The organism is Flavivirga jejuensis, assembly GCF_030540765.1.
GTDB lineage: Bacteria > Bacteroidota > Bacteroidia > Flavobacteriales > Flavobacteriaceae > Flavivirga > Flavivirga jejuensis.
Map to the genome: position 1 here is coordinate 203636 of NZ_JAUOEL010000006.1, position 24235 is coordinate 227870.

Annotated in this window: 11 protein-coding genes; 6 read left to right on the forward strand and 5 right to left on the reverse strand. The window is 32.5% G+C overall.

Annotated elements, in window-relative coordinates; all coding sequences use genetic code 11:
• Positions 1-41: 41 nt before the first annotated feature.
• Both Q4Q40_RS17095 and Q4Q40_RS17100 read left to right on the forward strand, forming a co-directional pair.
• Positions 42-5897: a PKD domain-containing protein gene (locus Q4Q40_RS17095; protein ID WP_303303154.1), complete on the forward strand. Its 5856-nt coding sequence runs from the start codon at positions 42-44 to the stop codon at positions 5895-5897.
• Between the two features lie 6 nt (positions 5898-5903).
• Positions 5904-6899 (forward strand): PorP/SprF family type IX secretion system membrane protein, encoded by a 996-nt coding sequence (locus Q4Q40_RS17100; protein WP_303303155.1) that lies wholly within the window; start codon positions 5904-5906, stop codon positions 6897-6899.
• A 3-nt stretch (positions 6900-6902) separates the two neighbouring features.
• Here Q4Q40_RS17100 and Q4Q40_RS17105 read toward each other — a convergent pair whose 3' ends face one another.
• Entirely contained in the window at positions 6903-8858 is a 1956-nt protein-coding gene (locus tag Q4Q40_RS17105) for a M1 family metallopeptidase (protein ID WP_303303156.1), read from the reverse strand.
• A gap of 875 nt (positions 8859-9733) precedes the next feature.
• Here Q4Q40_RS17105 and recG point away from each other — a divergent pair.
• The gene (recG, locus tag Q4Q40_RS17110) at positions 9734-11836 is read left to right on the forward strand and encodes an ATP-dependent DNA helicase RecG (protein ID WP_303303157.1); all 2103 of its coding nucleotides are present in this window, start codon (positions 9734-9736) and stop codon (positions 11834-11836) included.
• A gap of 49 nt (positions 11837-11885) precedes the next feature.
• Positions 11886-12467: a MiaE family protein gene (locus Q4Q40_RS17115; RefSeq protein WP_303303158.1), complete on the forward strand. Its 582-nt coding sequence runs from the start codon at positions 11886-11888 to the stop codon at positions 12465-12467.
• 74 nt (positions 12468-12541) lie between these two features.
• Here the strand turns inward: Q4Q40_RS17115 and Q4Q40_RS17120 are convergent, their stop codons facing one another.
• The gene (locus Q4Q40_RS17120; RefSeq protein ID WP_303303159.1) at positions 12542-13633 is read right to left on the reverse strand and encodes a DUF2911 domain-containing protein; all 1092 of its coding nucleotides are present in this window, start codon (positions 13631-13633) and stop codon (positions 12542-12544) included.
• Between the two features lie 203 nt (positions 13634-13836).
• Here Q4Q40_RS17120 and Q4Q40_RS17125 point away from each other — a divergent pair, with 203 nt between their 5' ends.
• Complete coding sequence (locus Q4Q40_RS17125) at positions 13837-16005, forward strand: endonuclease MutS2 (protein ID WP_303303160.1); 2169 nt, start codon at positions 13837-13839, stop codon at positions 16003-16005.
• A 70-nt stretch (positions 16006-16075) separates the two neighbouring features.
• Positions 16076-16957: a polysaccharide lyase family 7 protein gene (locus Q4Q40_RS17130; RefSeq protein ID WP_303303161.1), complete on the forward strand. Its 882-nt coding sequence runs from the start codon at positions 16076-16078 to the stop codon at positions 16955-16957.
• A 133-nt stretch (positions 16958-17090) separates the two neighbouring features.
• On the opposite strand, the gene Q4Q40_RS17135 is transcribed toward Q4Q40_RS17130, so the two are convergent.
• The 3 genes from Q4Q40_RS17135 to Q4Q40_RS17145 all read right to left on the reverse strand — a co-directional run bounded on the left by Q4Q40_RS17135 (position 17091) and on the right by Q4Q40_RS17145 (position 24130).
• Positions 17091-19001 (reverse strand): hypothetical protein, encoded by a 1911-nt coding sequence (locus Q4Q40_RS17135; RefSeq protein WP_303303162.1) that lies wholly within the window; start codon positions 18999-19001, stop codon positions 17091-17093.
• 66 nt (positions 19002-19067) lie between these two features.
• Entirely contained in the window at positions 19068-20978 is a 1911-nt protein-coding gene (locus Q4Q40_RS17140) for a hypothetical protein (protein WP_303303163.1), read from the reverse strand.
• 11 nt (positions 20979-20989) lie between these two features.
• Entirely contained in the window at positions 20990-24130 is a 3141-nt protein-coding gene (locus Q4Q40_RS17145; protein ID WP_303303164.1) for an efflux RND transporter permease subunit, read from the reverse strand.
• Positions 24131-24235 lie beyond the last annotated feature (105 nt).

The following is a 24235-nucleotide window of genomic DNA, read 5'->3' on the forward strand; positions in this document are numbered from 1 at the left end:
TAGTAATCTATACTTTAGCGAAACTAACCAATTTTACTTACATGAAAAAGAGCTATTTTCTCACTCTTTCGTTTTTTTGTATCATTATTTCAATTTTTTCTTTAAACAAATTCGAAATTAAAAAAGGACTAAAAAACAATATAAATATTAAAAACAGCACATTTTTCTCCAGTAATATTCCAAATTTAATCGCACCTCCCACTGTAGATTTTAATTTTTCTAACAATTTATGCTCTGGGCAAAGTATCTCTTTTACCTCTATCGTTACGGGTGATGGTGGATTTGATTATACCTGGAATTTTGGAGACGGAGAGACGTCCACACAACAAAACCCAAATCATACTTTTGAAGCTACAGGTTGTAATACTAGAAACTTTAGTGTATCACTTACTGTTACAGATGTTAATGGTTTATCAACCACAGATACACAAACAATAACAGTGCTAGAAAAACCAAGTATTTCATTCTTTGATACCAATCCAGGAGTAGCAGGTGCATTTAACAACTGTGGCAATACAAATTCAAGCTCTGACTATTTAGTTGAAGTTGGCAACAATTCTACTTCTAATTCATGTATTAATTCTTATGATATCGATTGGGGAGACTCTAATACTCAAACCAACGTTACATTTCCTCTTTCACATAATTATTCAGGATTTGGAACCTACGAAATGAAAATTACCGCTAACGGCAGTAATGGTTGTTCCAATACGGTTACAAATTATGTTAAGAATGCAACAAATCCTTCTGGTGGTATATCTGGTCCAGGAAATACACAAAACCTGTGTGCTCCTACGGCAAGTTTACAATTCGAAATAACTAATTGGGGATTAAACACGACTGATACAACTTACGAGATAGACTTTGGTGATGGTGCAACTATTTCCTATACTCAGTCAGACTTAGTAACATCTTCTTTTTATAATGCTTCAAATCCATCTGCTTCGTTACCTTTTCCTATAGCTCCCCATTCATATACAACATCAAATTGCCCAAATGAATACACTGCAAGGCTTTGGATTAGGAATGCTTGTGCGCCTACCCCTAATCCAGCAACCCTTCCAAATATTTTAGTCTTAATAAGTCCAGATACAAGTTTTACAGCTCCTGATTCTGAATGCGTAAACACCTCTGCTGAGTTTATTAATACAACAACCCCTGGTTTTGGATTTAATTGCTCATCTGATGTAACTTTTACATGGGATTTTGGTGATGGTTCCACCCCTACTGTAGTGAATGGTTATCAAAATGTAAATCACACATTTTTAAATTCGGGAACCTATACAGTAACTCTGACTGCCGATAATGGTATTTGTGAAAAAGCATCTTACGTTCAAAATATATGTATTGAGCCACCACTCACTCCAATCTTCACAACAAATACTAATGACGGTTGTAGTCCATTAAATATCAATATTACAAATTCAACTGATGAAACAGATAGTTGCCAACCGCCAATATACTTATGGGAAGTTACATATACGACTAGTTATTGTGGTTCAACTCCAGCAATATGGAATTTTACAAATGGTACTGATGAAAACTCACCAACCCCATCTTTTAACTTCCAAACTCCTGGAACATACACTTTAAAATTAACAGCATCCAATTCTTGCGGTGGCTTCTCTACATTTCAGGATATTATTGTAAAACAACCTCCAACAGTAAACATTGTTGCTATTCCAGATTTTTGTGGTTCAGCAAGCATAAACCCAGTAGCGAATGTAGTGAGTTGTGCACCAGCATCAGAAACCTTAACTTATAGTTGGAGTTTTCCTGGAGGAACGCCTGCTAGCTCAACTGCTTTAAATCCAGGAACGATAAATTATACGACTCCAGGAAGTCATCAAGTTTCCTTTAGTGTTTCAAACAGTTGCACCACCACTACAACAGATACCGAAAATTTTGTTATCAACCTCATTCCAACAATAACCAATACTAATTTAACGCAGAGCATTTGTTCTGGAACAGATACTGCCGAAGTTATTTTAGCATCAAACATTACCAACACAACATATACCTGGACTGCTTCTGCTCCTTCTGGTGTTACAGGCTTTATTGCTTCTGGTAGCACAAATACAATTCCCATTCAGACTATTTCCAATTCTAATAGCACATCAGAAGATGTTACTTTTACGATAACACCATCTGTTGGAAGTTGTGCAGGAACTCCAGTAAATCTAATTATAACGGTAGATCCAGCGCCCTTATTTACAACACAACCACAAGCAGAAACAATTTGTTTAAATGGTTCCATAAATCCTTTATCAGTTATTGTAAATGGTCCAGGAACACCAACCTATCAATGGTATAGCAATACAGTTAACAACACAACAACGGGTACTATTATAACAAATGAAACAACAGCAACGTACACACCGCCCAACACTCCTGTAGGTATCAATTTTTACTACTGTGTGGTATCTTTTACATCTGGTACTGGTGGTTGTAACAAAATAACATCTAATACAGCTCGTGTAGAAGTTGTAAACGGTATCCAAATTGATACACAACCTATTGCCTCCCAAAATATTTGTAATGGTGGTGCTATTGATACCGCTTTATCTGTTACGCATTCTGGAGGCACAGGAACTATTACGTATCAATGGTATACAAACACAATAAATTCTAATACAGGAGGAACCAGTATTACCGGAGCAACAAATTCTAGTTATATCCCTCCAACTTTTACAGTCTCAGGAAATTATTACTATTATGTAACTATAAACCTAAGTGGAAGCGGTTGCAGCCCTGTTACTAGTAATGTATCTGAAGTTATAGTCGTAAACGATCCTACCATAACCTCACAACCCATAGTTTCACAAACATTATGTCAAGGAACGACACCGCAGAACCTTGAGGTGGTAGCTACTGGTGGTTTAGGGACTATATATAATTACCAATGGTACAGCAATACTACAAACAGTAATTCTGGAGGTACTCCAATAACAGGCGCTACCAATAGCAGCTTTACACCTCCAACAACTACAGTTGGTACGCTTTATTATTATTCTGTTATTACACAACCAGATCCAGGTTGTAGTGTGATTAGCGATACATCTGTTCTTACCATAAACCAAGCGCCTACATTTACATCACAACCCATTACTGAAACTATTTGTTTTGGAGAAACCTTTAACACGCTATCTGTAGGATACGCAAATGGTGTTGGTACACCAACCTATCAATGGTATTCAAATTCTGTAAATACAACTACTACAGGCACAGCTTTAACTGGTGAAACAAATCCAACATATATACCGCCTTCAAGCTCGATTGGAACGATTTATTATTATGCCATTATCACATTTTCTTCTGGAGGTTGTACCGAGATCACGTCTCAAATTTCAGAACAAACAGTGAATCAAACACCAGCCATTACCGCTAAAACAGATACTATTTGTAGCGGTATCACATTCAATATTACGCCAGATGCCTCAAGTGGAGACACGGTTCCAACAGGTACGCTATACACTTGGACAAACCCTGTAATAAGCCCTGCAGGAGCTATAACTGGTGCTTCCAACGAAACAACACCCCAAAGTAATATTAGTCAAACGTTAATAAACAACACGACAAATATTGCCACTGTAACCTATACAGTGACTCCCGTTTCTGGGATTTGTACTGGCGCAAATTTTACTATAGTCATAACTGTTAATCCATCCATTAGCATAGCAGATACCATAATAGACAGTCCTTGTTATTTAGCTAACTCTGGTTCTATAGACATCTCAATAAGCGGCGGTGTCCCATTTACAGTGGGAAGTCCTTATCAAATATCATGGACAGGCCCTAACGGATATACCAATTCTAATGAAGATATTTTTAATTTAGAACCTGGTGATTACACGGTGGTTATTAATGATAACGGCGGTTGTCCGTTCACAGATACACTGACCATTCTAGAACCTGACGAATTAATCTTTAGCACTATTGACTTTGATCCTGAAACTATTTCTTGTTTTGCTGCTAATGATGGCACTATCGGTATTGAAATTTCTGGAGGCACAACACCTTATCAATACAATTGGACACGCAATGGGAATCCTTTTGATACTACTGAAGATCTATCAAACCTTGGTCCAGGAGATTATCAAATATCTGTTACAGATGCAAACAATTGCCCCTCTATTGTCAATAATTTTCAAATTATTGAACCCCCAGAATTACAAGTTAGCTTAATGAATCAAGTTGATATTATTTGCTTTGGTGATGCTACTGGCGAAATTAGTATTAGCACCGTAGGAGGAAGACAAATTGAAGTATCTACAGGTGTTTTTGACTATACTTATGCATGGACAGGTCCAAACGGATATACAAGTACGATACAAAACCCTACAGGCTTAATAGCAGGAACCTATAATTTAACAGTGACTGATAAATCCAATTGCACAGATACCTTAGAAGTTATTTTGAATCAAACTGATGAAATAATAATAGATTACACCGATACAGAAATTGAATGTTATGGTGATAATAATGCTTCTATAACAATCGATAATATTTCGGGTGGAAATTCGCCCTATACGATACAATGGAGCAATCTTGGTTCGGGGTCTGTTCAAAATAATTTATCAGCAGGCACATACATTATTACTATCACAGATGATACCAACTGTGAAAAACAAGCAACAATCGTTATTGATGAAGCTCCAGAGTTTTCAATTACTCCAGATGTTAAGCAAGTATCTTGTTTTGGAGAAAATGACGCTAGTATTTCATTAAATTTAGTTGGTGGTATTGATCCCATAACACTTGCCTGGAGTGACGACCCTGCTGCGGGTGTTGAACGAAACAACCTGAGTCCAGGCACTTATTCTGTAACCATTACAGATGGTACGCCTTGTACTATTACAGAAACCTTTACCATTATACAACCTGATCCATTAAATCTTTCTGCAAATACAACTGATGCATTAGATTGTGACGATGCCAATAGTGGCGCCATTAACTTAATTGTAACTGGCGGTACACTTCCATTAAATTATTCATGGTCTAACGGTGCTACAACAGAAGACTTAAACAATATCCCTCCTGGAGACTATTTGGTGGTTATAACTGATGCCAATAATTGTGAGATATCCGAAACCTGGACTATTAACCGATTTGATCCGCTTACTATAGATGTAGACACCATCACAGATTTCGATTGTATCACCCGAAATGTAGAACAGACCTTTGTAGCCAGGGTTACTGGGGGTATTCCACCCTATCAAATAAGTTGGTCTAGCGGTACCATAAGTGGTGTTAATAATGAGATCATGAACACAGATCAAGATGGTTTAATAACTATAGATGTTATTGATAGCTTCGGTTGCACAACCAGTTTTTCACACCAAGTAGATATCCCTATTTTAGGAGATGCTGATTTTGAGTTAAACTCAATAGGCTTTACTTCTTATGGTATATATTCAAAAAAAGATCCTATTCAATTTACAAATACAGCTGTTGGTGATTATAGGTCTATACTTTGGGATTTTGGAGATGGGAATTTTTCAGATGAAGACAACCCAATACATACCTATACAACAGAAGGTGATTATACAGTTACCCAGACCGTAACATATCCTTTTGGGTGCGTTTACAATAAAATGATCACTCTAAAGGTAGAAAAAGGCTATAGTCTTATAATGCCAAATGCGTTCACACCAAATAGTGACGCTATGAACGATCATTTTTCGCCAGCTTTTATAGCTTTAAATAATATGGTCTTAGATATTTATGACACTTGGGGAAGCATCGTTTATTCCGAAACAGGTGATGATATTGATGGTTGGAACGGAAAAATAAAAGATGCAGATGCTGAAAATGGTAATTATTATTATACGTTTTCAGGTGAGACCTTTTATGGTGAGACCATAACATCAGAAGGTGTTATAGTACTAATAAAATAAACACGAATGAAAGTAAAATTTATCATCATTATCATAATCTGTTCTTATTATTCAAAAGTTAATGCTCAAGATCCTATTTTCTCTCAATATTTTTTGGTTCCCGAAACAATGAACCCTGGCTTTTCAGGCTTTGAGGACGCTACATATTTTGGATTAATTCACAGAACACAATGGCCTAGCTTAAACCTAAGAGTTGATACTGAATATGCTTTCGTTAATTCTTCGATCGAAGATGTAGGTGGTATTGGTTTTAGCATTTTAAATCAGCATGAAAATAATACCAACTATAATTATTTACAAGGTAATGTCAGTTTTGCATATCATGTAAGATTAGCAAACGATTGGTATTTTAGACCTGCCGTTGAGCTTGGTTTTGGCACGAAGTCTTTTAATTTTGGAAACCTAGTCTTAGCAGACCAAATTAATATTAATTCGGAAACTATAACCCCCTTTTCTTCAGATGCTTTTGCTTTAAATGCAAACAGGAATGTAACCTTTTTTGATTTTAACGCTGGTTTTGTTTTTGATAAAAAAAATACACGTAATGATACCGATTTATGGCTAGGCGCCTCTATTAAACATTTAAATAAACCCAATATTTCTTTTGTAGAAAATGGCAACGTGCCTTTAGACATCTTTTATTCCATACATGCCAATTATAAGTTCCCTTACTTTGATTATAACGACATGCTTATTTCTGTTAATTATATGCAGCAAGGGCAGTATAACAGATTAGATATAGGAACCACAGTAAAACTTGAAAAACTCATGTTAGGCGCTATGGCTGTTACCAATCCAGCAAAAAACAGTTTAAATAGTCATTTATTAACTTCGATTAACGCCTTTGTAGGATTAGAATTTGAACAGTTACGTTTTGGTTTTTCCTATGATTTAAATACGTCTAAAATTGGTAGAACCGATGGCGTTTACGAACTTTCAATCACCTATTTAACGGGTTGCTTAATTTGTAGAAATCCAGCAAATTTAGAAAGACGTAAATAAAAGCTACTTAACTTTTAACATCTCTTTTGCAAACTTTGAAAATTGCCAATTATGGTGTTTTGTGGCTTGTTGCAAATTTTCTTGACACTTCTCGCCACAGGAACGTATCCACATTAAATAACGAAATGCATTCATGCGAATTTCAAAACCGTATTTTGAACTTGTATAATCTAATAATTCTTCAAAAAAGGCCTTACTATTTTCGGGTTCAAAATCGTTTGAAGCTAAAGCTAGTGTTAACCAAAGAGCTCTAACGTTTTTATCATTAAACCCTTGAATATTCCTGGTTTTTTCTAAATATTTATTTTGCTCTTCAGGAAAACTATTCCATAGTCCAAATAAAGCAGTTTCTATAGTTATATAAGATGCATCATCAAGAAGTGTTTCATAATCTTTTTTGAGTGTTTCAGGAACTTTAGAAAGTGTTTTTGCAATCGCTTGCCGCACTTTTAAGGAATTCTTAAAATTTTCTTTTTGTAATCGATTTGATAGTTGTGAGACCACTTTTATTTTAGCTTCATCCGAAATTCCATGTAACATATATTCTTTGCATTTGGATGTGTACGCCTCACAATCAACCATTAAATATTCTTGTATAAAAACTGACTTTTTAAGACTTTCTAAAGCAGCATCATAATCAAACCGCTTAGCTTTTAACCAAAGCGATACAAACGCATCTAAATCCTGCCCACTCACCTGCTCCACTTCATTTATAAAATCATCTGTTTCTACATTTTTAAATTGATTTTTATTTAGATAGTTTTTCATAGCAGTCTTAAAAGCGACATCGCCTACCTTCTCACGTAACATATGCAATACCCAAGCACCCTTTTTATAAAATGTCGTGCTGCTTGATTTTGGATCTAAAAGGGAGGTACTTTGTCTTGCTTTATGTTGATTTAATAATTCTTGAGCATATTCGTAAAGCCTCCAGTAGTAATAATTATCCCCAAACACCTCTCGTTCTGCTAACAAAGCATAATAAGTAGCAAAACCTTCTTGCAACCAATGATGTGTTCCAGAAGTTTCGGTCACCAAATCTCCAAACCATTGATGTGCTAACTCGTGCGCATTAACATTTACATAATTTTTATCTACAAAGGCTATTGAATCAATTACAAAAGCATCAGAGAAAATAGTGGTACTTGTATTTTCCATACCAGCATATAAAAAATCTTTCACTGGTACCTGTTTGTAATTTTGCCAAGGATATGGTACACCAATTTCTTCTTCTAAAAAATCGAACATCTGTTTGGTATAACGATATGTAGGTTCAAATTTTAATGAATCTTCAGGATAGTAATACATTTCTAGAGGAATACCACTTTTAGAAACTTCAATCTTTTTAGTGTATTTACCAATGGCTAAAGCGACTAAGTAACTAGACATAGGGTGTTGCATATCGTAGTACCACTTTTTTTTATCTAAATAATCTTCAGTTTTAATTAACTTTCCGTTAGAAATAACCTCGTAACCTTTATCAAAGACTACAGTTAGATCAAACTGAATTTTATCATTCATATCATCAATACTCGGCAACCAATTACTGGTGTATTTCCCTTGACCTTGTGTCCAAATCTGTTTATTCCCCTTTTTATTATCCCAGTCAATAAAATATATAGCCTTTTTAGAAGTCGTTTTCCATGTAATATTTAATTTATGACTGCTATTTGCTTTAAAAGGGTACTTTATAATAAGTTGTTTTCCATTATATAAACTATCAATAAACTGTCCATCTAATATATGTTCTATTTTATCAAAGCCTTTAGCATCAATATAAATGGAGTCTGTATCTTTTAAAATCTCAAACTCATACAAAACAGTTCCAATAACTTCTTTCTTTAGTAAGTCACCAAAAGCAATAGCCACTTTTGCTGTTTTAAAATCAACATATTCAGTTTGCTGAGAAGTAGCAATAGAAACAACCAATAAAAAGAAAATAATGAGTCTTAATTTCATATATCGAATATAGCAAACTTTGATCCAAATTTTAATATACTAACTATTTAAAAATGGAAAATATAGAAATAGGAAATCCTATTATTGGAAACAAATGTCTGAATTAGGCTTATTCAACTGACTAGTAGACCTCTACCCTCGCAGGGATAACAAAGCAATTAATTGAGGCATCGCCTAGTGGTGTTCTTTTCAATTAAACAAACTAAACCATGGACTGGAAGTCCATAGGTTCGTTTTGGCAGACTGAAAGTCTGCTTCGTGAAATATGGTAAAACTGAATTCGTGTCAAAAGTTTTTAGAAGCTGAAAGCGACATGCACTAAAGTACATAGTTTTAACTCCATTTGAGACCAATAAAAGGTAACAAAACAGCCTAAGACACTAAAAACCAATCATTTTGTCTTATTTTCCTACCATTTAAGCGAGTATATAAGTTATAACGAAAATAATATTGTAATTTATGTAAGAAAAATAATATTAAACAGCAGATTGACAATACAATAACAATCGTATCTCTTGAACTATATTATATAATTCAAATCTGATGTGATATTTATTCCAAAATGTTGATCTAAGCCATATATTAATTCATAAAATTAATTAATAGCCAATAAAAAATTATAACTGAGTCTATAGAGCAAGCTCATATAGTTATAATTTAAACCGCAACAAATATTATTATTATTTGTTGCGGTTTTATGATTATATTGTTCCATCCTTCTTGTATTGTAGCAGCACTAATTAACTGCAATCGTGCGTTCAAAAGAAATAAAAAATTCTTAAAACTGACTATCCTGAAAAACCATAGGGTTATTCATAAAAGAACAAAAGTCTTTTCGTTTTATGTTTTAACCGAAAAAACTTAAATTCGCTTTTATGTCTACAAAGCTTCAAACTCCTATAGATTACTTAAAAGGCGTTGGTCCTAACAGAGCCGATTTGCTACGTAAGGAGTTAGGTATTCATACATATCAGGATTTAATTAATTTATTTCCAAATAGATATATAGACAAAACGCAGTATTATAAAATCAATCAACTGCAACGAAATAACGCAGATGTTCAAATAATTGGTAAAATTATCGCCTTTAAAGAAGTGGCTCAAAAACGCGGTAAGCGCTTAGTTGGGACTTTTCAGGATGACACTGGCACTATGGAATTGGTTTGGTTTAGGGGACAAAAATGGATTCGAGAAAACTTAAAACGAAACAAAGCGTATGTTATTTTTGGAAAAACCAATTGGTTTAGTGGCAAGTTTAGTATGCCACACCCAGAGATTGAAGGCTTGGAGGAGCACAAGGCAAATTTAAGTTCTGCAATGCAACCTGTATACCCTTCAACAGAAAAACTATCAAATAGTGGTATTTCAAATCGTGTGATTAATAAAATCATGCAACAGCTCTTTTTAGAAACTGGTAAAAAATTTACCGAAACGTTACCAGAAAACTTACTTACAGAACTCAAATTAATCCCGAAAAATGAAGCGCTTTTTAATGTGCATTTTCCGATGAGTCAGGAGCTACTTTCCAAAGCTCAATTTCGATTAAAATTTGAAGAATTATTTTATATTCAGTTACAACTTATCATCAAAAATTTAATTCATAAATCAAAAATAAAAGGATTTCCTTTTGAAAAAGTTGACACCTATTTCAATACCTTTTTTAAAGAGCATTTACCTTTCGATTTAACTGGTGCACAGAAACGTGTTTTAAAAGAAATTCGTGCCGATTTAGGCAGCAATGCCCAAATGAATAGACTCTTACAAGGTGATGTTGGATCTGGCAAGACCATAGTAGCACTTATGTCAATGTTAATAGCACTTGACAATGGTTTTCAAGCTTGTTTAATGGCTCCGACTGAAATTTTGTCAGTCCAACACTATAACGGATTAATCGAACTATGTAAAGAACTGAATATCAATATAAAAAAACTCACAGGTTCAACTAAAACTTCAGAAAGAAAAAAAATTCATGAGAGTTTAGAAAATGGCGAATTACAGATCCTTGTTGGCACACATGCGCTACTTGAAGATAAGGTTAAATTCAAAAATTTAGGACTCGCAATCATAGATGAACAACATCGATTTGGGGTTGCACAACGAAGTAAATTGTGGAAGAAAAATATGTCACCTCCTCATATTTTAGTGATGACAGCAACACCAATTCCTAGAACTTTAGCCATGTCTGTTTATGGCGATTTAGATATCTCAACAATTGACGAATTACCACCTGGTAGACAGTCTATAAAAACGGTGCATCGCTATGATAAAAATCGGTTGAATGTCTTCAAATTTATTCGAGATGAAATAACAAAAGGAAGACAGGTTTATATTGTATATCCACTAATTCAAGAAAACGAAAAAATGGATTATAAAGATCTCATGGATGGTTACGAAAGTATTTCCAGAGATTTTCCATTACCCGATTATCAAATATCCATAGTGCATGGAAAAATGAAACCTGCCGATAAGGAGTACGAAATGCAACGCTTTATAAAAGGAGAAACTCAAATTATGGTAGCAACGACTGTTATTGAAGTAGGTGTTAATGTGCCTAATGCCTCTGTGATGATTATTGAAAGCGCAGAACGTTTTGGTTTATCGCAATTGCACCAGCTTCGCGGTCGTGTGGGACGTGGCGCAGAGCAGAGTTATTGTATTTTAATGACGAGTCATAAACTTAGTAGTGATAGCAAGACACGTTTAGAAACTATGGTAAGAACCAGCGATGGTTTTGAGATCGCCGAAGTAGATCTTCGTTTACGCGGTCCAGGAGATATTATGGGAACACAACAAAGTGGCGTATTAAACCTTAAAATAGCAGATATCATAAAGGATCATGACATTTTGCAACTGGCAAGACATCATGCAAAAAACATACTTAAAAACGATGCGACACTATCCTCTACGAACAACAAAGTAATCTTAGAAGCCTATAAAGCATTAGGTAAATACAAAAATATCTGGAATTACATCTCTTGATCTTGGTGAGTAACTACTTATAATGTTACTTTTACAAAAAAAAACGACTATGCTTGGTTTAAAACTAGAAACGGATCCGCGTTGGGTAAATATTGTAGAATCAAATATTGAAGAAATTCTAACCGATCATGCATGGTGTGAACAAAAAGCCGCTTCTAACGCTATCACTATAATTACTTTAAATTCTGAATATACCGATCTGGTTACCGATCTGTTACTTTTAGCTCAAGAAGAGCTGGAACATTTCCAAATGGTTCATGATATTATAAAAAAACGTGGCTACAAACTGGGTAGAGAGCGCAAAGACAGTTATGTAAACGAGCTTTATAAATTTATGAATAAAGGTGGAAACAGACTGCAGTGCATGGTAGACAGGCTTTTATTTTCTGCCATGATCGAAGCCAGAAGTTGCGAGCGTTTTAAACTATTATCTAAAGAGATAAAAGATCCCGAACTTTCTAAATTCTATCATGATCTTATGATTAGCGAAGCTGGACATTACACAACCTTTATAGGGTTTGCACGTAAATATGGAAAAGATATTGATGTAGATAAACGTTGGAAAGAGCTCGTAGAATTTGAAAGTATAGTAATAAAAAACTACGGAAAAGCCGAAACTATACATGGATAAAAAAGCTCAACCTAAAAAGGTTGAGCCAATTAATTACTGTTTGTTGATTGATTGATTGATTGATTGATGATTTCTTATAAGGCTCCTAGTTCTCCTAAAAGTTTTTCTGAATTTGCTTTTACATTTGCAGATGGATTAAGTGATAATGATTTCTTTAAATACTTAATGGCATTTTTCTTATCTCCCATCGTTTTATAGCACTCCCCTAAACTATCATATGAGTTTGCATCTTTCGGGTTATTTGCTACGTTTAACTTAAAATATTTTAAAGCACGCTCGTAGTCTTTTGCTGCCATCATTTGATAACCGATAGTATTCAATTGGTTTTTGTTTGCCATTGTTGAAGCTTCATCCATTAGTGCAGCATATTCTTGAGTATTTCCAAGTTTATTTAATATTTGTCCTTTAATAGCTAAGTTATTAAACGTTTTTTGGCTGTAAAAATTACCTGAAATCGCACCATTTATCCAGCCTAAAGCCTCATTTAAATCACCTCCATTATTTAACGAGAAACGAGCTATATTCTCCCAGTTTTGTCTATTAAAACCTAAATTACCAGTGGATTTATCTCTAAACTCATTTAAAACAATATTTGTAACATCGAATGCTACTTTAAAAGGAATTTCTTTTTTCTCCCACACAAGAGAAACTATTGCAAATGTTGGTGCTATGCTATTAACCTCGTAAGTTAATAACTCTTTATGTGCCGCAGACTTAGTCTTAACATCTACGCGTAACGCATCATTAGAGGCATCATAAAAGTAACTTCCCCAAGCATTCACATCATGAGACAAAATTATGGTTGCGTTGTCTGCATCTTTCAATACGACATGAAAACCATAGGTTCCAGCTTTAATAGCTTTTCCTTCCAGTTTAGCATCGTGGGTAAAAGTTATAATAGTATTCTCATTGGCTCCTGCCCGCCAAGGCGCAGCCGTTGCTGTTCCAAAACCTAAATTATTCATTCCGTAAGGAACCAATTTTCCCCATATTTCTCGACCATTCACACTTGGTCTGGAATATGTTATTGAAACATCCGAAATACCTACACGCTGAGACATAGTCGCTTGTTGACTAGCGCGTGGTGTATTTAACTGAGCAAATGTGCTAAAACTTAAAAAAAGCAAAAAACACATAAATAATCTAGTGAGGTAGTTAGTTGTCATTTTGTTTTATTTTTTGATTGATTATGTTTTTCAAGGTATGTACAAATCTCATTTACAGGTGTTAGCGTTTTGTTAAAGAATCGCGTTTGACTGTTAATTAACATAATTTAAGAGTTTTAGATCTGTTATTTACTTCTTATAAAACAGTACCTTAATCAAATAGAATTTTTAACTTTGTTCACTTATACCTCGATGAAAAAAGAATGATAAACATTCATAACAAAACATTAAAAGACCTAGAGTTTTCAACAGTTCTACAACAAGTAAGTGAACACTGTGTAACACCACTAGGAAACAAAAAGGCCTTATTAACAGCTCCTTACAAAACTAAGGAGACACTTCTTAATGCGCTACAATTAACCAATGAATACCTGTCGTCTTTTTATAACGACAATCGTATTCCTAATCATGGTTTTGATACTATAGAAAAGGAAATTAAGCTCTTACGCATTGAAAATACTTATTTAGAAGTACATGCATTAAAAAAAATAGTTTCAATTTCATTAACTACAAATGAGATTGTTACTTATTTAAAAAAGTTTGAAGAGTATTATCCGAAGCTTAACGAATATGCCTCACATATAGAGGTCACCAAAGTAATTATTGAAAAAGTAGATGCTATTGTAGATCGTTTTGGAGATATAAAAGATAATGCCTCTAGCCTACTTTATGAGTTACGCCAATCTATTAATAAGATAAAAGGTAAAATTAATGCTAGTTTCTCATCAGCTCTAAACATGTATCACAATCTTGAATATTTAGATGATATTCGGGAATCTGTAGTAGATAACAAACGTGTGCTCGCCGTAAAAGCAATGTATCGTCGTAAAGTAAAAGGTGCTATTATGGGAGGAAGCAAAACGGGCAGCATTGTTTATATAGAACCAGAAACGACCTTACAACACTCACGAGAGCTTAATAATTTAGAATATGAAGAGCAAGAAGAAGTGATTCGTATTTTAAAAGACGTTACTAATTATATACGTCCGTTTTTATCATTATTAGAAAACTATCAAACATTCTTAATAGACATTGATGTTATTTCAGCAAAAGCGAAATATGCGCGATCTATGAATGCAATTCTTCCTGAGATATCGGAAGATAAAAGCATGTACTTACGAGACGCTTACCATCCTTTATTATATTTAAATAATTTAGAACAAAAAGAAACCACTTTTCCACAATCCGTAAGACTAAAACAAGATAGTAGAATTATTGTAATCTCAGGGCCTAACGCTGGTGGAAAAAGTATTACTCTAAAAACAGTTGGTTTACTACAAGTCATGCTACAAAGTGGTCTATTAATTCCAGTACATGAGCGTAGTAAGGTTTGCTTATTCGATAGAATTTTAAGCGATATTGGAGATAATCAATCTATAGAAAACCATTTAAGTACCTATAGTTATCGCTTAAAACAAATGAATTACTTTTTAAAGAAATGCAATAAGAATACCCTCTTTTTAATAGATGAGTTTGGTACAGGAAGTGATCCTGAACTTGGTGGTGCTTTGGCTGAAACATTTTTAGAGGAGTTTTACCATAGAGAAGCTTTTGGTATCATAACAACACATTATTCTAATTTAAAAATCTTAGCAAACGAGTTACCTCATATGCTTAATGCGAATATGCTTTTTGATGAACGCACTCTCGAACCTCTTTTTAAATTAATTATCGGACAAGCGGGAAGCTCATTTACCTTTGAAGTGGCTCAGAAAAATGGCATTCCTTATAGTTTAATAAATCGTTCTAAAAAGAAGATTGAACGTAGTAAAGTACGTTTTGATGCGACTATAGCCAAACTTCAAAAAGAACGTTCTCGTTTGGAGAAAACAGAGGAATCGTTAAAGATCAATGAAAAGAAAAAAATAGAAGAAGCTGATAAGCTAGAAGAGATCAATTCTAAAATTCAAAAGAAATTAGAAAGCTATCAAGAATTATATGACAGCAATCAGCGTTTAATTTATCTCGGACAAAAAGTAAACGATATTGCCGAAAAATACTTCGATAACAAGCAGAAACGTGCCCTTATGGATGAGCTTTTTAAAGTAGTCCAAATTGAGAATTCCAAACGGAAAAAAGTGACTAAAAAACAGAAAAAAGTCATAAAAGTTAAAGAAGCCCAAGTAAAAAAAGAAGTTGAAAAAGTTGTAACCGTAATACGTAAAAAGAAAAAAGAAGCAAAGAAAAAAGCTATTGAAACCCCGAAACCAAAGGTTATTTTAAAAATTGGAGACCGCGTACGTATGGAAGATGGTCGTGCTATTGGTAGTATTGATAAAATTGAAAAAAATAAGGCTATTGTGAATTATGGCATTTTTACGACTAATGTAAATATCGATCAATTAGAGCTGGTAGAAGCTGTAAAAAAATAAGAATTTTAAGACAAAAATATTCTTCTTAAAAATTTACTTATTTTTACATAAAAAAATTGGTTAACCAGTTATGAGAAATTTTAAAATAGAACACTTATTATTCTTGTTTTTATTAAGCAGCTCATTAATCTTTTCTTGTAGTTCATCAAAAGATAAAAGCATTGATGACCTTAATGAAAATATTATTGAAGAAGAAGAGGAAGAGATAGAAAGTAAAATAACCTGGAAAAACTGGTACCTCTCTGTTCCTATTAATAATGGTGATGGTAAAGCGACATCCATTTTTTACGAAGCTATAGAAAAAGAGGCTCTAACGACTGAACAATCTAAATATTTCTATAAAAATAACGACGGTAGTTATACTATGTTTACCAAATTTACAGGCTTCACAACCTCCGGACTATCGGCTTTAAATGATAAATATTGCAGAACCGAACTTAGAGAATTTTGGAAAGGCAACCAAAGTACTCAAGACAATTGGTATATGAATAGCGGTACTCATATTTTGGAAACAACACTCCATGTAGATTTTGTAGAAGGTAATGGTCGTACTATAATAGCCCAAATACATGGAAAAGAAACAACAGGTCTTAGTGGGGCTCCTGCAACAGTTAAAATACGTTGGAATAGCGGTATGATTCAAGTTGATTACTATACGAAACCAGACCCTGGAGAACCTTGGACAAGTGCTTTTGATGATAAAATAGATGTAGCTCGCGTAGATAACGAAGTGTTTACATTTAAAATCAAAATTGAAAACGGTAAATTTTATTATGCATTAGAGTGTGAAGCCAAAAACTTAAATATTGACTACACTTTGGTATTTGATTATGTTGGAAACGGATACGCACATCAAAACTATTTTAAGACAGGGAATTACTTTGGCTGGAATGCAGATTATGAAAAAACGGCTCAAGTGACCTTACATGCTGTTAAAACTGATCATTTTTAGGTAAACTAAAAAAAGTAACTTTTATTAGAAAAAAACTATTTACAACGAATAAAAGTTTAGACCAATTAGAATTATTGGCCGAAGCAAAAAGTAAAAACCGCATGCGCGTAAACTAGATATAACATGATTCCGATTATAAATCATTATCAAAACCAAGCCAACGCTGTTTTTTGTTTTTATCTATAGTGAATACATGTTCTTCTTTTCCTTTAGTAAGGTTTCTTAACCATAACAAAGAATTTTCTGGAATATTGTAATAAAGCACCGTATCCTTAGCAACTCGTGAGCCTAAACTTCTCCAATTTTTGTCCCAATAAAACAGTTCATATTCTTCACCAATATTGATATGGTTATCATCATTTCTTACTTGAAATTCAATTGAATCTATATGTTCGGGAGTTTTAAACTTCCACCCTAATGAAAAATCTGTACCTCCAGAAAGGGATAAAGGATCATCATCAAAAGCACCGTTTTCCCATATTAATTCTAGGTTATTCTTTTTGTAAACCGTTCCTGTTAATAGTTTTCCATTAACACCATAAAAAGCCAACTTTGCTAAAAATGATTCTTTTTTATTTGAATAAAAACGGACGTATTTGAATTTTTCTTTTGAACGTAATTTTATTGTATTTATATGAGTACTATTAAAATTAGTTATTTCATATAAGGTTTTTGCACTATTAAAATCCTTTTTGTTGCTTCCTTGAAATACGCCTCCATTTATACTTTTGATCCAATTTATTTTTGATTTATTTCTTGGGGTACTTAATCCTATTTTTCTGGTTAGACTAACTGAATCTAAAGTGGATAGATTAGGTTTAAAAAAATGAACTTTTTTTGTATTATCAATATAGAATGGATAATTCACTGGAATATTATTGTCATTTTCTTGATTAGTTGCCATATATAATACATTGACTCCAACATTATTATATACATTTTCTTTACCGTTATATTTCCCTAAAGCAATTGGTTTCCAGACATTATTAATATCAAAAACGCATAGTAAAGGGAGAGAATTTGGTACATCAAATACATTTTTAATTTTAATATTTAAAGTAGGTACATATTCTGCTGTAACATCTTGTTGAAATTGAGATAGCGTATTTTCTATTTTTTGATGACAATATACTCCCCTATTCACTTTAGGAATACTTTCTTCTTTAAAAGAAATTTTTAAATCTGTTTTCCCATTTACTTGAGTTGAATATTCCTCTTTATCATATCTTGTGTAAATCCAAGAATGTCCAAAGGAAGGATGATTACCCCAGTGTAGCACCATATCTTTTGCACAAATAATTCCAATAGCTCTAAAAACATTGACTAAATAATTTACAGCATCATCGCACAATCCTAATTTCGACTTTTCAATTTGACTAGTACTTAATGGAACAGGGTAATATTTTCCAATTTTGGTCATATTTATATGTCCAAATTCTGAAGTTATAGAATCTACTACAAATCTTAATGATGCTCCTTTATCTAAATAATTGTATACCCACTTATACTTTTTAAATAATTTTTCACGACTGTTTTCTTCTATGGGTTCATTAGTACTTTTGTATGGTAAAATATAATTACAAAAATCATCAAAGGATGCTCTCTTATTTTTCGGAATTCTCTTCCACGCTTCAAATGATAATTCAATATTTTTAATTATAAAATTGGAAGTTAAAACCTTAATATCAGAAATTAATTCAGTTTTTTTAGAAATCGTTTTTGACACAGAATCTAAAATTTTTCCAAAAATTTCACGACGCACATCACTTTTAGGGTAGTTGTAAATACTATCAAAAGCGCCTTCAAACCCTTTTATTGTTTTATAAGAGGCATGTTTGTGCATGTTTTTAATAAGAAACACAGCTGCTTTGTATTTAAGGCTATCATCGGGGTTTACCTTATAAAGGTTCAATACTTTTTCCAATTCAGGTCTATTATCACCTGCTTCTATTAATGCCAATTCTAAACCTTTAGGAATATCTGAGCATGAAATTATTAAAAACGTGCAGAAAGTAAAAAAGTAATTGTATAAATATTTCATCATTTTAAATTTGTGTTATCTTTTATCCAATACATACTAATTAAGTCTAGCTTATTTACCAACTTTATCTTATAAATAATTATCAAACCCTAACCATCGTTGTTTTTTGTTTTTATCGATATAAAATACGTGCTCTTCTTTTCCTTTTGTAAGATTTCGTAACCATAACAAAGAATTCTCAGGAGCATTATAATATAATACAGTATCTTTTGCAACTTGAGTCCCTAAACTTTTCCAATTTTTATTCCAATAAAAGAGTTCGTATTCGTCACCCATATTTATATGATTACCATCATTTCTAACTTGAAAATCAATAAACTTAATAGGTTTTGGCTCATTAAATTTAAGACCCAATGTGAAATTTTCACCTCCTGAAAAAGATAAGGGGTCATTATCAAATGCACCATCACCCCATGAGTATTCAAAGTTGTTTTGTTTAATGACTTTACCAATTAATAGTTCCCTTTTCTCATCAAAGAAAGCTAACTTAGCAAAATAGGATTCTTTTCCATTTGAATTGAATCTTACATATTTAAATTTTTGTAATTCGTTTAATTCAATTGTTTGTAGATGTGTACTATTAAAATGGGATAATTCGTATATGATATTTGAATTATTGAAATCAGACGTGTTAGCCCCCTCAAAAAAACCTCCATTTAAAGAAGTGATCCATTTTAACTTATTTCTATGCCTTGGAGTAGTTAGACCATATTTTCTTGTAAGTATTATAGAGTCCTGTTTAAATATAGTTGGTTCGAAATAGTGAATTTGTTTATTTTTATTAATGTAGAAAGGATAATTAAAAGGAATAATTTCATTGTTTTGTAGTGTAGCTGCTATGTACAAGACATTTACCCCCAAATCGTCATAGTGTATTAATTTCTTTTTATTTATTTCACCAAAACCTATCGGTATCCATTCGCGACTGATGTCAAAAACACATATTACAGGGTTTGAAAAAGGAGCATTTAATTTATTTTCAACATCTATATCTATTGTCGGCACATATGTTCCAGTAACATCAAGTAAAAATGATAAAACATTAAATTTCTTTTGAGATGCAAATGTTAATCTATTAACTTTTGGAATGCTTTCTCCTATATATTCTATTTTGACATTTCTTTTTGCGAATACCTGAGTTGCATATTCATCGTCACCATACCTGACATAAATCCAAGAGTGCCCAGAAGAATGATGATTCCCCCAATGAGATATCATATCCTTGGTACAAATTATACCTAAAGCTCTAAAAACATGAACAAAATAATTTACACCATCATCACATAATCCTATTCTAGACTTTTCAATTTGACTAATGCTTAATGGAATTGGGTAATATTTTCTTATTTGAGTCATATTTTCATGTCCAAATTCAGATGTGATAGAATCTACAACAGATATTAATGAAGTTCCTTTGTCTAGATAACTATAAACCCATGCATACTTTCTAAATAATTTTTCACGACTATTTTCTTCTATAGGTTCATCATTATTTTTGTACGGTAAAATATAATTACAAAAATCATCAAAGGATGCTCTTTTATTTTTTGGGATTTTATTCCATGCCTCAAATGACAATTCAACATTATTGATTATGAAGTTAGAAGTTAAAACCTTAATATCAGAAACTAATTCAGTTCTTTTAGGAGTTGTATGTGTCATAGAATCTAAAAGTTTTTCAAAAACATCTTTCCTAAACCTACTATTTGGATGGTTATTTATACTATCAAACGCACCCTCAAACCCTTTTATAGGTTTATAAGAAAAATGATTGGGCATATTTTCTATGAGAAATAGTGCTGCTTTGTATTTAAGACTATCTCTAGGGTTTTCTTTATAAAAATTCAACACTTTTTCTAATTCATGTCTATTATCACCTGCTTCTTTTAATGCCAATTCTAAACTCTTAGGAATATCCGAACAAGAAACTATAGAAGTCAAACAGAAAATAAAAAAGCAATTATTTATGTATTTCATCATGTTTTAGTTTATTAAGTTTTTTTCAATATAAAAAGTGGTAAATAGATCACTATTCCTATTAAAGAAAATAGTAACCCTCCAATAGACCCAGCTGCAAAAGAAAACCAAAAAGCTTCATTTTGTCCACTCCAAACAAAAGGTATTAAACCAACAATGGTTGATACTATAGTTAGAATTACTGGGATTATTTTGTAATTATATGCTTTAAAATAAAGGAATTGTGCATTCTTTTTTGGGGATTGTCTTTTTAAATTGTTGTAGTCGTTAATAATATATAATGCCGAATTCACACTAATCCCGCATAGTAAAATAAAAGCCGCATAACCGCCTTGATCAAAATTAAAATCAAATAAACAAAAGGTTAAGAATACGCCAACAAAAGAAATAGGAATCATACTTATAATGGCAAAAGGTTGTTTTAAAGATTCTAATAGAACACTACATATAAAGAAAATAATAAAAATAACTACGAATAAATAATAGTACTGTTGCTTATCATTTTTATCCCAAGTATTATAGGATTTTTCAAGAACTTTATAGCCTATAGGTAATTTACTATTTAGCGTTTCAATATTACGATCTCTTACCTTTTTTGCTAAAGGTTGTGTTCCTAAAAAATCATACGCTACTGTTAATCTATATTGTTGATTTGTTTTCTGAATGACATTCCCCGTTTTTCTTTTTTCAATAGTTGCTAATTGGTCTAATTTATATTGCTTACTTTCAATAGAAATGGGTGTATGTTTTAAATCCCACACATTAAACTTCTTATAATCATCAGATACCAATTTTACTTGTTGTAATTCATTATTTTGAATAATAGACGTTAATGTCCCTGAGTGTACTTGGTTATTTAAATAGCTGTAAACATGTGTTTTAGAAACACCTGCTATAGCTAGTTTTTCTAAGTCAAAATCTAAATAATATTCATTAAGTGCACTACTTCTCCAGCGGTTACCAGTAATCTCAGCGTCTTTAACTCTACCAGAAGAGTTTTCAACTAGTTGTTTTTTTAAAATTTCTGCAAAGCTGTATAATTTATCATAATTATAACCTTCCAATACTATACTATTATTTTTATACCCTGTGTGAAGAGCATTCGAAAAACCTCTTCCTACACCACTAACAGACCAATCTAAACCACCCAAACTAATAGCTTTAGATTCTAATAGACTTTTTAATGTATATGGGAAGGCTCCAAATTCGAATTCATCTTTAAAATAAATAGAAATACTAGAATTTTTATAACTATTAATACGGGTCTCATAAAGTGCTACTTCTTCAAAGTGCCCTATATAGTTTTCCATTTTAATAACAACATCATTAAGTTGTTCAATGGTGCAGCCATCTGGCATGCTACCCGTTACTCTAAGCGTTGTTCGTTCTGGTTCGCTATAATATGAATTTTCAAAGACATCTTCTGTAAATAACCTTAAAGAACCTCCTAAAATTTTTTCTAAGGTAGGACGCATTTCTGTATTAAACCATTCATTACCCAAAGTCTTATTATAGATACTTGTCAAATTATCATCTCCTTCCATGTCTTTGGGAAGCAAATGTAAAGGCAAGCCAAAACCTAAAATGAAAAATACTATAAATACCCATTTAAATGGTGGTTTTCGCATCCATCTTAGTATGTTCGTGTATTTTCTGGTAAATTTATAAATGCGGCGTTTTCGTTTTCTGGAGAATTTAATACGTTTTTGTTCTAAATTCATTTTCTCTAATAAAGCAGGAACATAATACAGAGATGTTAATAAAGACACACCAATATTGATGGCAATAACCAAAGCAAAATCCCATAAATTATTACGTTGACTTTCTTCTAATAAAAAAATCACCATTAAAGCACCAATGGTTGTTAAAGTGGCCGCTAGAATTGCTAAAAATGCTTTTTTATCTCCTTTGTTTCGTAAGTGATCAATCATAATGATACTATTGTCTATGATGATACCAAACGAAATGGTGATACCTGCAAATGAATACAGTTGAAGTTCTACCTTAAACAGATAATAAAAAATAACAGCTACTAGAAGATTTGTTATAATACTTAGGAATAAAACCCCTAAATATTTGAAGCTTCTATTTATTAGAACAATTAAGACCAACAAAATTAAAAAAGAAAAAAAAGTCCTTAATTCAATTTTTTGTAGTTCTTCAACAATATATTCGGTGGTGTCTTGTGTTAGTTTTATAGAGTAACCCATCGGAAGATCCTTTTTTATGATATCTACAAGATTCCGAACCTCTTTTGCTAAGGCTATAGTATTAACACCTTTCTCTCCATAAACAACCAGATTAACCGTGTTTAATCCATTAACTCTATAATAGTTATCTATGGCACCTTCTTTATACCTCGCTACGGCTAAATTCTCTAAATAAATAATTCTGTTTTTTATTTTTTTTATGGGGATTTGCCCCCAAATAATAACATCATCTTCCAATTTATGTTTTAAAACTATAGCTATTTCTTGAATGGTTTCACTGTATTTTGATGTTAAAATACCATTCCCTAATGCTTGACTTTTTAAAAAGTCATTTATTGCTATTTCAATATCATTTACAGTGATGCCTAGTTGTATGAGTTTTTTGTTATCATATTCTAATACCCATTCAAAAGGAGCCGCACCATATACATTAATTTGATTAATCCCTTTAATATTTGACAATTTAGGAACCACATGATTTTCGGTATGTTTTTTAATAAGATAAGGACTCTCATTGGCATTAACACTATAAGAAATAATAGGCGTATTATTTTCGTTTGCACTACTTAAAGATAATTGTGGGTAACTAACACCTTCAGGAAGTTCCGAATAGCTTTGTCTTATTAAGTTTGCTATTTCAAAACGAACCATATCTATATCCGCATTTTTCTTAAAATCGATAGAAATGGAACCACGTCCTTTATTAGATTCTGAGCTTATTTCTTTAATGTCTTTGATCGTATTAAAAACACCTTCTAGTTTAGAAGTTACTTCTTGTTCTATAACTTTGGCAGAAGCGTCCTGCCAGCTAAAATTTACATTTAAAGACGGTGCTTTTTTTGAAGGGGTTAACTGTATACTTAATAAGGGGATTAAACTGACGCCGATTATGGAAAGACAAACAAAAATTAAAATAATAGAAAAAGAGGATGGTTTACGTTTCATCTGTTTGTTTTTGTAAGACGTAATTTGCCAATAATCATTTCAGTTAGTATTAACTTTATGGTTATGGTTCTTTTCATATTTCAATTCTTGTTTTATTTTTTGTAA

Bases quoted from the DNA above. Each gene is read 5' to 3' on its own strand.
- Q4Q40_RS17095 (WP_303303154.1), top strand. From the start codon at position 42: ATGAAAAAGAGCTATTTTCTCACTCTTTCGTTTTTTTGTATCATTATT.
- Q4Q40_RS17100 (WP_303303155.1), top strand. From the start codon at position 5,904: ATGAAAGTAAAATTTATCATCATTATCATAATCTGTTCTTATTATTCA.
- Q4Q40_RS17105 (WP_303303156.1), bottom strand. From the start codon at position 8,858: ATGAAATTAAGACTCATTATTTTCTTTTTATTGGTTGTTTCTATTGCT.
- recG (WP_303303157.1), top strand. From the start codon at position 9,734: ATGTCTACAAAGCTTCAAACTCCTATAGATTACTTAAAAGGCGTTGGT.
- Q4Q40_RS17115 (WP_303303158.1), top strand. From the start codon at position 11,886: ATGCTTGGTTTAAAACTAGAAACGGATCCGCGTTGGGTAAATATTGTA.
- Q4Q40_RS17120 (WP_303303159.1), bottom strand. From the start codon at position 13,633: ATGACAACTAACTACCTCACTAGATTATTTATGTGTTTTTTGCTTTTT.
- Q4Q40_RS17125 (WP_303303160.1), top strand. From the start codon at position 13,837: ATGATAAACATTCATAACAAAACATTAAAAGACCTAGAGTTTTCAACA.
- Q4Q40_RS17130 (WP_303303161.1), top strand. From the start codon at position 16,076: ATGAGAAATTTTAAAATAGAACACTTATTATTCTTGTTTTTATTAAGC.
- Q4Q40_RS17135 (WP_303303162.1), bottom strand. From the start codon at position 19,001: ATGATGAAATATTTATACAATTACTTTTTTACTTTCTGCACGTTTTTA.
- Q4Q40_RS17140 (WP_303303163.1), bottom strand. From the start codon at position 20,978: ATGATGAAATACATAAATAATTGCTTTTTTATTTTCTGTTTGACTTCT.
- Q4Q40_RS17145 (WP_303303164.1), bottom strand. From the start codon at position 24,130: ATGAAACGTAAACCATCCTCTTTTTCTATTATTTTAATTTTTGTTTGT.